12 protein-coding genes are annotated in these 10,520 nt (G+C 37.6%); 1 reads left to right on the forward strand and 11 read right to left on the reverse strand.

The window, feature by feature from the left end; all coding sequences use genetic code 11:
• Window positions 1-183, forward strand: a 183-nt coding sequence (locus ABZA26_RS02020; RefSeq protein WP_372712854.1) for a PTS sugar transporter subunit IIC, incomplete at its 5' end; no start/stop codon positions are given.
• A gap of 49 nt (window positions 184-232) precedes the next feature.
• Here the strand turns inward: ABZA26_RS02020 and smpB are convergent.
• The 11 genes from smpB to grpE form a co-directional block, all read right to left on the reverse strand.
• Window positions 233-676, reverse strand: coding sequence for an SsrA-binding protein SmpB (smpB, locus tag ABZA26_RS02025; RefSeq protein WP_372712855.1), 444 nt, complete (start codon window positions 674-676; stop codon window positions 233-235).
• A gap of 32 nt (window positions 677-708) precedes the next feature.
• Window positions 709-2,841, reverse strand: a complete 2,133-nt coding sequence (gene rnr, locus ABZA26_RS02030; RefSeq protein WP_372712856.1) for a ribonuclease R — start codon at window positions 2,839-2,841, stop codon at window positions 709-711.
• 3 nt (window positions 2,842-2,844) lie between these two features.
• A complete protein-coding gene (yqeK, locus tag ABZA26_RS02035) occupies window positions 2,845-3,411 on the reverse strand; it encodes a bis(5'-nucleosyl)-tetraphosphatase (symmetrical) YqeK (RefSeq protein ID WP_372712857.1) in 567 nt (188 codons plus the stop codon).
• Between the two features lie 101 nt (window positions 3,412-3,512).
• Window positions 3,513-4,085, reverse strand: a complete 573-nt coding sequence (locus ABZA26_RS02040) for a GerMN domain-containing protein (protein ID WP_372712858.1) — start codon at window positions 4,083-4,085, stop codon at window positions 3,513-3,515.
• A gap of 15 nt (window positions 4,086-4,100) precedes the next feature.
• Window positions 4,101-5,132, reverse strand: coding sequence for an N-acetylmuramoyl-L-alanine amidase (locus ABZA26_RS02045; RefSeq protein WP_372712859.1), 1,032 nt, complete (start codon window positions 5,130-5,132; stop codon window positions 4,101-4,103).
• Between the two features lie 46 nt (window positions 5,133-5,178).
• A complete protein-coding gene (yajC, locus tag ABZA26_RS02050; RefSeq protein ID WP_372712860.1) occupies window positions 5,179-5,484 on the reverse strand; it encodes a preprotein translocase subunit YajC in 306 nt (101 codons plus the stop codon).
• 81 nt (window positions 5,485-5,565) lie between these two features.
• Window positions 5,566-6,729 carry a molecular chaperone DnaJ gene (dnaJ, locus tag ABZA26_RS02055; RefSeq protein ID WP_372712861.1) on the reverse strand — a complete coding sequence of 388 codons (1,164 nt, stop codon included), beginning with the start codon at window positions 6,727-6,729 and terminating at the stop codon, window positions 5,566-5,568.
• Between the two features lie 100 nt (window positions 6,730-6,829).
• Window positions 6,830-7,318, reverse strand: a complete 489-nt coding sequence (locus ABZA26_RS02060; protein WP_372712862.1) for a methylated-DNA--[protein]-cysteine S-methyltransferase — start codon at window positions 7,316-7,318, stop codon at window positions 6,830-6,832.
• A gap of 8 nt (window positions 7,319-7,326) precedes the next feature.
• Complete coding sequence (locus tag ABZA26_RS02065; protein ID WP_372712863.1) at window positions 7,327-7,782, reverse strand: GNAT family N-acetyltransferase; 456 nt, start codon at window positions 7,780-7,782, stop codon at window positions 7,327-7,329.
• Window positions 7,783-8,037: 255 nt separating this feature from the next.
• Window positions 8,038-9,858, reverse strand: a complete 1,821-nt coding sequence (gene dnaK / locus ABZA26_RS02070; RefSeq protein WP_372712864.1) for a molecular chaperone DnaK — start codon at window positions 9,856-9,858, stop codon at window positions 8,038-8,040.
• Between the two features lie 47 nt (window positions 9,859-9,905).
• Window positions 9,906-10,484, reverse strand: a complete 579-nt coding sequence (grpE, locus tag ABZA26_RS02075) for a nucleotide exchange factor GrpE (RefSeq protein ID WP_372712865.1) — start codon at window positions 10,482-10,484, stop codon at window positions 9,906-9,908.
• Window positions 10,485-10,520 lie beyond the last annotated feature (36 nt).

Below are 10,520 nucleotides of genomic sequence, written 5' to 3' on the forward strand. Positions count from 1 at the left end.
ATCGGTGGTGGAATGGGTACTGCCGGACTTGTAGGTCAGATTTCTACCTTAGAAACCATGGGAAGCAGTGCTCTTGTAAAGATAGCCATCCTTCACTTTATACTCCCTGCCATTCTCTCCTTTACCATAAGTGAGACAATGAGAAAAAAAGGAAGAATAAAATTTGGGGATATGAAAATATAAATAAAATTCCGGCTGAACTCAGCCGGAATTTTATTTATAAAGTTTTAACTTAGTATTTTTCTTTTAAATCTCTGTCCATTTGTCTCTGCTGATCCCGCTTTGCCAAACTTTCTCTTTTATCGTAGTTTTTCTTACCTCTGGCCAGGGCAATCTCTACCTTCACAAATCCTTTTTTTGTATATACAGATATAGGTACAATGGTACAACCCTTCTGGGTTACCTTTTCATGAAGCTTTTTTATCTCTTTCTTATGGAGAAGGAGTTTCCTCACTCTTTTTTCATCTGGGTTATATGTACTCCCGTAGGCCCAAGGTGTTACAGACATCCCCATTATGAAAATCTCATCGTTTATGATTCTCACAAAAGCCTCTTTTATGCTCACCTTTCCGGCCTTGATGGATTTTACCTCACTCCCCACCAGCTCTATACCTGCCTCATATCTATCATCTATAAAAAATTCATGAAATGCTTTTTTATTTTTAGCTAAAATCATCTCAGTAACTCCCTTTTATCAGTCTAGTATTTTTATCTGTATCTCTTAAAATTATCATCCATGTCCTTTGTATAAGGGACAACTTCTACTTCTAACTCATTTAGGTCTGCCCTTGCTATTAGGACTTTCATCCTGTCTCCCAGGTTCATTATATCTCCTTTATCACGATTCTTCATGACATATTCCACTTCATCAAATTCGTAATAGTCGTCAGAAGATACTACATCCCAGAAACATTCTACATACTCCTCAGTTTCAAAGAACACCTTTTTATTGCTGAATCCCACTATTCTGGCATCGTATACTTCTCCCACTCTGTCCATCATATATTCCACTACTTTAATTTTTACACTTTCATCCTCTATTTTCATGGCATCTCTCTCTGTTTTTGAGATATGCTGGCATACCCCGTCTAGAGTCTTAGACCACTTGGCAATCTGCTTTTTAGAAGGATAACCGTTCAATGTCGTCCCGAGTATTCTGTGCACAAGCAGGTCAGAGTATCTACGTATAGGGGAAGTGAAGTGAGTATAGTAGTTTGATGCCAGTCCAAAGTGGCCGGTATTGTCCACAGTGTACCTTGCCTGTTTCAAGGACATTAAAATAAACTTATGAACTATCATGCTTATATCCTTATCCTTAGAGTCCTCTATTATAGACTGAAATCTTTTTGGATGAAGGTCTTCAAAAGAGTGTATTCTGTAGTTGAACTTTGCCAGAGTATCATTCAGAGTTTTTATTCTCTCTGGATCAGGCTTGTCATGTGTTCTGTAGACCGATGGTATCTCCAGCCAGAACAGTTTTTCCGCTACAGCCTCATTGGCAGATATCATAAAGTCTTCTATTATTTTTTCTGCCTCTCCTCTTTCACGCTTTTTAAGGCTTTCCACCTTACCGTCTTTATCTAGAACCACTTTTATTTCAGGGAGGTCAAAATCTATGCTTCCTCTTTGATACTTTACATCTCTTAATATTTTTGAGAGCTCAAACATTGTAGAGATCATCTCTCTTATATCCTCATATTTTTTTGTAAGTTCTTCGTCACCATCTAATATTTTATTTACATCGGTATAGGTCATTCTGTGGGCTGTCTTTATGACAGACTTATAAGTATCGCTGTCCACCACTTTTCCAGAAGGATCTATCTCCATCTCACATGTAAAAGTCAGTTTGTTTTCTCTGGGATTCAGTGAACACACACCGTTGGATATCTCCTTGGGAAACATTGGCAGCACCCTGTCTACAAGGTATACTGAATTTCCTCTCTTTTGCGCTTCTTTGTCCAAGAGAATTCCATCTTGAATGTAATGGGACACATCTGCTATACTTACTATCAGCTTATAGTTTCCGTTTTTTAATTTTTCCACATAGACTGCATCATCCAAATCTTTGGCATCTTCTCCGTCTATTGTTATTATTGGTAAGTTTCTGAGATCCTTTCTTTTTTTGATCTCATCTTCTGTTATCTTGTCTTCTACATTGACAACTTCTCTTATTACCTCTGGAGGAAACTCTCCGGACATTCCTTCTCTCTTTATAAGTGCTTCTATCATTGTGTTAGTATTATACGGATCTCCCAATACCTCTTCTATCTCTCCCTCTGGTTTTTTCCCTTCTCCGCCCCAGAAAGTTACCTTTACAAGTACCAATTCTCCGTTTTTAGCATTTTTCATTCCTCTTTTAGGTATGAAAATATCCCTTCCAAATGAATGGGTCGGCTTCACAAATCCAAAGCTTTCACTTTTTTCAAATATCCCGATTATTTTATCCTTTGATCTTTTCAGTACCTTCTCTACTTCTCCCTCTTTTTTCTTTCCGCCGTCTGTTTCCCTTGTTACACGGATAAGTACAGTATCTCCGTCAAGGGCTGAATTAAATTTTGACCTTGGTATGAATATTCCCTCTGTTTCAGTATCTACAAAGGCAAACTTGTCCTTTATAACTGTAAAACTACCTCTTATAAATCCCAGGTTTTCAGGAACATTATATTTACCTCTCTTATTTCTCAGAAGTTCCCCACTGTCGATCCATTCTTCCAGGATTTCCCTGTTCTGTTTTTTATATTTTGTAGACCAACCTAAAAATCCTGATATCTCATTGAGAGTCAGTGCTTTTTTACCCTTTATATGTTCTTTTAATTTTTCTAAATCCTTCTCTTTATCCATATGTTATACCTCTCCTCTTTTTACTTTTGCAAGTAACCAGTTTCTCATATCCACTGTGTTCGGATGAATTACTGCTTCTCTTTTTATAAGATATTCTATTTTTCTGTCCGCCTCATGGAGTATTGCCATATCTATATTTTGAAAAGCCAGGTGTCTTATATGCTCTACATCGGCATAGTCTCTGTTAGGCTCTATGGCATCAGCAAGATACGTTATCTTTTCCACCAGCGACATATCCCGTCTGCCTATTGTATGATATCTTATTGCATCGAGTATCTCTTGGTCTTTTATTCCGAATTTCATTTTTGCATATACACTTCCTGCAAAGCCGTGGATAAGCTCCCCCAAATGTCCGTAATTTTTCAAAGTTTCATCGCAGTCACAGAGCTCCCTCATCTTCGTTATGGTAAACTGCTTAGAACAATCGTGGAGCAAAGCAGCCTTCCTCACTTTTTCTACATTTGCACCGTACCGGTAGGCCAGCTCTATGGCCATTTCCTCCACTCCCAATATGTGTTTATATCTTTTTGGGGTGAGCATAGACTTTATACTTAACTTTATTTTGTCCATTTTTATTCCTCCAGTCTGTTGAAAATGCCTTCACTTCAACCTCAACCTTATCTCAAAAGAATTATACTTGAAAATTAAAGGGTGACCTTTTTTAGGCCACCCTATATTTCAAGGTTTTTTTCATAAAACTTAGACAGCCTATAAAAATTAAGCTTATCTACCTCTTTGTTGTTAACAAGGATTTTTACTCTTTTGTATCCTGAAGACTGAGTAATACTATTTACTATGGAGTACACTATCAAAAGTTCCTGTTCCGGAATTTTCATATTTTCTTTAAATTTATAATTAAAGTTAAGATAAATATCTTCTCCGTCTCTGTAAATATTTAGGAGTTTTACACCTTCATCCAAAAAAGGTGCTTCTACTTTATCTCCTGATTCACCCCTATACCGGAATTCATAATTCATCTCCGATTTAAGAAGCTCAAAAACCATGCTTATTTCATTTCCCGAACCGCTGTCTACCTCGACCTCCTTGACTTTGAGTTTTGCGAGGTTTTCATCGGGAATATAGAGAGTAATTTTTTCCTTACTCATCTTTTTTTCAGAATCAGTTTTTTCAAATATTATTTTAGGTGGGATTTTATCATATCTTCCCACAAGTAGATAATATGCTGTCCCTGTAGTCAGAAGTACCACTCCCAAGAATATGAGAGCTATATTTTTCTTATTCAAACCTTCCACCTTTCATTAATAAAAGTATTTTCTGATATTATCTGCTATCTCCTCAGCCATCAATTGTTGATATTTTGATTGTTTCAGTTTCCATACATCATTTTCATTGCTTATGAATCCTAGCTCTAAAAGTACTCCAGGTCCGTCAAATCCCCTCAGTACTGCAAAATTTGCTCCGTGGACTCCTCGATTTTTCATGTCCAATTTTCTGGCATATGTACTCGACAGGTTCTCTCCCAGTTTTATGGATTCTTCCTGATTCTTTTTATATGCCAGTTCTCCCATTATCTGGGCTATATCACTAGAATCTTCTCCGTATTTTGCTCCGAAACTATTCTCAAAGGACGCCACTCTCTCTGCATAGGGAGAGGATTTCTTAGAGAAATAAAAAGCCTCAAACCCAGTCCCGTTTCCGCTTTGGTCTGCGTTGGCATGGATACTTATAAACATATCCCCCTTACTTTTATTTCCAGTTCTAGGTCTCTGAGCAAGGCTCACAAAATCGTCAGTTGATCTGGTCATCACCACATTAAAGTCTCTTACAAGTTCATTTCTAAGGTAATTAGCTACTGAAAAAACAATGTCTTTTTCCAGATATTTATTAAATCCTACCGCCCCGGGATCTTTTCCTCCGTGACCTGCATCGATTACTACTGTATACTCTTTCTCGTCACCTTTTCCAGAAAAATCCATTACAAGTCTCACAGGATCTGTTCTGTAGGAAGTCTGAAAATTTACGTTCTTATTTAAAAATGTAAAAATTCCCGTGGAGTTAGCGTATTTTACCACATCCACTTTCTCTATATAATTTCCGTTTAATACCTGACTTTTAAAATTTGATCCCGCTTCTGTTCCTGGTAGTTCTATAAACAAAAGCCGACTGGCTTCATCATAATCTATGTTGAATCTCGGTTTTATTACCCCCTCTACGTCTATAACCATCTGAGGCGGATTACCGTTAAATCTTATCCCTTTTAGATTGATGAGTTGGGAAAAGGATAATGTATATACCAATATTGTCAATAAAAAAACTAGGTGTCGTTTCATAATCCACTCCTTAATAGAGAAAAAACGACAATTATAAATTGTCGTTTTATTTGCTGTAAACATTTGCTATTGAACTCTTTTTCATAGTAAGGTTTACACCTTTATCCACTCTGATAACTACAAACTCATCATTTACAGATACTACTTCACCTTTGATTCCCCCGGCTGTGATAACCTGAGTCCCTGCTTGAAGTGATGTCATCATCTCTTGATGCTGTTTCTGTTTTTTCTTGTTTGGTCTTATGAGTAAAAAGTAAAATACAGCTGCCCATACAGCTACAGTAACTATCATCCCTGTATAATTTGCAGGTTTAGCTCCCTCTGCAGCATAAGTTATAAAGTTATTTAACATTTTTGTCCTCCTTGGTTATCTAAAAACTACTCTATAATTTGAGTATATCACAGATAAACTGCTTTTTCAACTTAGCGATTTTTACGCAAATAAGTTTTTTATTTTATCAAAAAATGTTTTTTTCATATTGTAGTTTTTATCTTTTAGACTCTTGTCAAAGGATTTCAGTAATTCCTTCTGGCTTTCGTTTAGATTTGTAGGTATCTCTATTACTATTTTTACCAGTTGATCCCCTCTGCCGTATCCTCTTGTATTTGGCATACCTTTTTCTTTCAGTCTGAATACCTTTCCGTTTTGTGTTCCTGCAGGTATTTTCATTTTGATTTTACCCTCGATTGTAGGTATCTCCAGGTCTCCCCCAAGAGTTGCGTGAGCATATGAGATAGGAATTTCACATACCAGATCGTCGTCTATTCTCTCAAAAATACTGTGCTGTTTTACTTTTATATAGATATACAGGTCTCCGTTTGGTCCGCCAGAAGGGCTGGCCTCTCCCAATCCAGAAAGTCTCAGTCTCTGTCCGTCATCTATACCCGCTGGTATTTTTACAGTTTTTTCTACGACCTCTTTTTCTATACCTGTTCCGCCGCAGCTGCTGCATTTCTTTTTAGGAGTTTCTCCTTTACCGTGGCACTGGTCACATTCTACTACTGTTTCAAAGTTTCCAAGCATTGTTCTCTGAGTCTGCTTGACTCTTCCCTGGCCATTACACTTACTACAAGTCTGCATCCCTGCTCCAGGTTCTGCTCCTGTTCCACCACATGTATGACACTTACCGTTTTTCTCATATTTTATATGCTTTTCCACACCTTTAGATGCTTCTTCGAGAGTTATCTCTACACTATATCTTAAATCAGCTCCAGGCTGTACAGTTCTTCCTCTGCTTCTTTGTCCACCAAATCCAGAACTACCGCCAAAAAATGATCCGAATATATCTCCTAAATCCTCAAAATCTCCAAATCCACCGAATCCACCAAAGCCTCCGGCTCCGCCAGCTCCGCCCTGTTCAAAAGCTGCATGTCCGAATCTGTCATACTGAGCTTTCTTTTGGGAATCTGAAAGTACCTGATAAGCATCATTCAACTCTTTAAATTTTGCTTCAGCATTTTTCTTTTCATCTTCACTGGCATTGGTAAATTTATCTGGATGGTATTTCATGGCGGCCTTTCTATAGGCCTTCTTGATTTCAGCCTCTGATGCATCTTTTGAAATACCCAGTATTTCGTAATAATCTTTTTTAGCCATAAAACGCTCCCTCCGTAATTCATTACAAAATATTATAACACAAATTCAAGTTTTTTTACAGGCTTACTTCCCCTCTATACACCCTTTAAATAAGGGCCGGTTATTTAGCTCTGCTCTTTTCATCATGAGCTCTTTTTATCTCATTCTCCCTTCGGAGCAGATACTCTTTTCGCCACAAGCCTCCTGCATAACCTGTCATTTTACCGTCTTTTCCTATAACTCTGTGGCACGGTACTATTATCCCTATGGGATTTTTCCCGTTGGCTCCCCCTACAGCTCTCACAGCCTTTGGGTTACCTATATTTTCAGCTTGTTCTCCGTAGGATATGGATTCACCGTAAGGTATTTTATACAGTTCTTTCCAGCATCTCTTCTGAAAATCCGTACCCTGCATGTCCAGCTTGACTGAAAATTTCATTCTTTCTCCATAGAGATACTCTTCTAGCTCCTTCCTGCACTTTAGCACGAGGTGGCTTTCTATCTCATCTTTTTTCTTCTCTACAAACTCCACCGAGCTTATACCGTCTGTCTCTTCACAGATCTCTATGATTCCCAAAACCGGGTGTTCCAAATAGACTCTTCCCTTCATAAGAAGCCCTATATCTTTTTGTTCATGTACACGTCTGTTATCTCATACCCCATTTTTCTGTATGCTGCTATAGCTCCTTCATTATATCCGAAAGAGTGCAGGTTTATTTTTTTAGCTGCGTAGTCATATGATTTTTCTTCCAGAGCTTCTACTATTTTTATCTCATAGTCCTTGCCCTTGAATTCATCATATATGCAGAGAGCATTTACAAATACCGACTTATTAAAAATATTAAACCATATGAACCCCACTTTTTTCTCTTCGTCTTCATATGCATTCATTATGTGGTGGTTACTTGTATCTACACCATCTTTCAATATCTTTTCCAGAGTTTCCTTAGACAGTTCTATAGCCTCATCTTCCTGCCAGTGTCCCACTCTCACTTTTTCTTTGGCATAGTCAGATATCAACTTTCCCTTTATGACATCATATTCCTCATTTTTCATTTTCACCAATTTAAGCATAGTATCGAAGCCTCCCTTTTAAAACTTTTTTATTAAATATTTTACCATAAATCAGACTTTTATTTAACTTAAGTTGCTGTTTGAATTTTAATTAAATTACTTACCCTGGATTATATTACTTTTCCTTGATGAAAAACACCACAATGGAATTTCATCCTTTTAGTCAGGTCACTACCAAAAGATCAAGACTTTGAAAAAGGGAATAGAGCCTAAAACTCTATTCCCTGTATTCTAAGCTTTTGCTTAAATATTTAATTAGTCTATGATTTCAGCTTCTTCTACGTCATCATCAGATTTTTTAGATTCTCCGCCTTCAGCACCGTCTTCTGGTGTTGCATTTGCCTGAGCATCTTTGTAGATCTCTTCAGCTAATTTATGAGCTGCTTTAGAAAGGTCTTCCATGGCTTTGTCGATAACTTCCTTGTCTTCGCTGTCTTTTACTTTTTTAAGCTCTTCAAGGGCAGCTTCGATATTTTTCTTATCTTCCTCTGTTACCTTCTCTGCATAGTCAACCAGAGTTTTCTCAGTAGAAGAGATAAGCATATCAGCCTTGTTTCTAGTCTCTACAAGCTCTTTAAATTTCTTATCTTCTGCTTCGTTTGCCTCTGCATCTCTTTTCATTCTTTCGATCTCTTCTTCGCTAAGTTTAGTAGATCCTGTAATAGTTACCTTATTTTCCTTACCTGTTCCTAGATCTTTAGCTCCTACATGTACGATTCCGTTTGCATCGATATCAAATGTAACTTCGATCTGAGGCACTCCTCTTGGAGCCGAAGGAATTCCTTCCAGATTAAATTCTCCAAGTTTGTGGTTGTCTGAAGATTTAGCTCTTTCTCCCTGAAGTACGTTGATTGTTACTGCAGGCTGGTTGTCCACTGCTGTTGAGAATATTTGTGATTTCTTTACAGGAATAGTTGTATTTCTTTCGATGATTTTAGTGAATACTCCACCAAGAGTCTCTATTCCTAGTGAAAGAGGAGTTACATCTAGTAACAGTATGTCTTTTACGTCACCCATTAGTACTCCACCTTGGATAGCAGCTCCTGCAGCTACTACTTCGTCAGGGTTTATACCTTTGTTAGGTTTTTTACCAAAGAATTTCTCTACCCATTCTTGTACTGCCGGAGTTCTTGTAGAACCTCCCACAAGAAGGATCTCATCGATGTCAGAAGGATTAAGTCCTGCATCTTTCATAGCTGTTTTAGTAGGCCCTTGAGTTGCTTCTACAAGATCAAGAGTAAGCTCATTGAATTTAGCTCTTGTAAGTTTCATTTCTAAATGTTTAGGTCCAGTTGCATCCATTGTGATAAACGGAAGAGATATAGGAGTTTCCATAGTTGTAGAAAGCTCTTTTTTAGCTTTTTCCGCTGCATCCTTTAGTCTTTGATATGCCATTTTATCATTAGAAAGATCCAGTCCAGTCTCTTTCTTAAACTCTGTTACAAGCCAGTCGATTACTTTCTTGTCAAAGTTGTCCCCTCCAAGATGGTTGTTTCCTGAAGTAGCAAGTACTTCGATTACACCGTCTCCTATCTCAAGGATAGATACGTCAAATGTTCCTCCACCAAGGTCAAAAACAAGTACTTTTTCTTCACCTTTTTTATCTAGACCATAAGCTAGTGCAGCTGCAGTAGGCTCGTTTATGATTCTCTTTACGTCAAATCCTGCGATCATACCCGCATCTTTTGTTGCCTGTCTCTGAGCATCAGTAAAGTAAGCCGGTACTGTTATTACCGCTTCTTTTACTGTTTCACCAAGGTATGCTTCTGCATCATTCTTAAGTTTTTTAAGGATCATTGCAGAGATCTCCTGAGGAGTATAATCCTTACCATGCATTTTTACTTTATGATCCTCACCCATGTGAGTTTTTATAGATTGTACAGTAGAGTCAGTATTTGTGATTGCCTGTCTCTTTGCGATCTCTCCTACTATGATCTCTCCGTTATCTTTTACGTTTACTACTGAAGGAGTAGTTCTTGCTCCCTCTGAGTTACTTATAATAGTAAAGCTTCCACCTTCCATTACAGCTACACATGAGTTTGTTGTTCCCAAATCAATTCCGATTATTTTACCCATTCTTATTTCCTCCTAAAAATTAATTTTTAATGTTTATCTGAAATATACTATTTTTTGCACACTTTGACCATAGAAGGTCTGATTACTTTACCTTTTAGCTTATATCCTTTTTGAAGCTCCAGTATTATATCATCATTCTCGTGTTCAGGACTGTCCTCGGCGATTACCGCCATATGCAGGTGGGGATCAAATTTCTGACCCTCTGTTTCTATAGCCTCTACACCCTCTGTATTCATAATCCCGTGCATCTGACTCAGGGTCATTTCCACTCCCTTTACGAGAGATTCAAAATCCTTTGTTTCAGATGAAGCAGCCACACCTCTTTCAAGGTTGTCTACAGCCTCTATTACTTTTGACATTACCTTTTCAGAAGCATACTTTCTCAGTTCTTCAGCTTCTTTCTCTTTTCTTTTTGTAAAGTTTTGAAAATCCGCCTGTTTTCTAAGATAAGCCTGTTTCCACTCCTCCACCTCTGCTTCTATTTTATCTATTTTATCAGCCAGAGTCTCACCTGTTACCTCTTCTGCATCAATTATTGTATCTTCAATGGAATCTTTCTCGTTTTTTCCTTCTTTTTCAATCTCATCCAAAATTTCATCAGATTTTTTCTTCATTTTTTCAGCCATCTACCTCTCCTTTTTATGCTCAATTTCTTCTATTAC

Source organism: Ilyobacter sp. (assembly GCF_041583315.1).
Taxonomy (GTDB): Bacteria; Fusobacteriota; Fusobacteriia; order Fusobacteriales; family Fusobacteriaceae; genus Ilyobacter.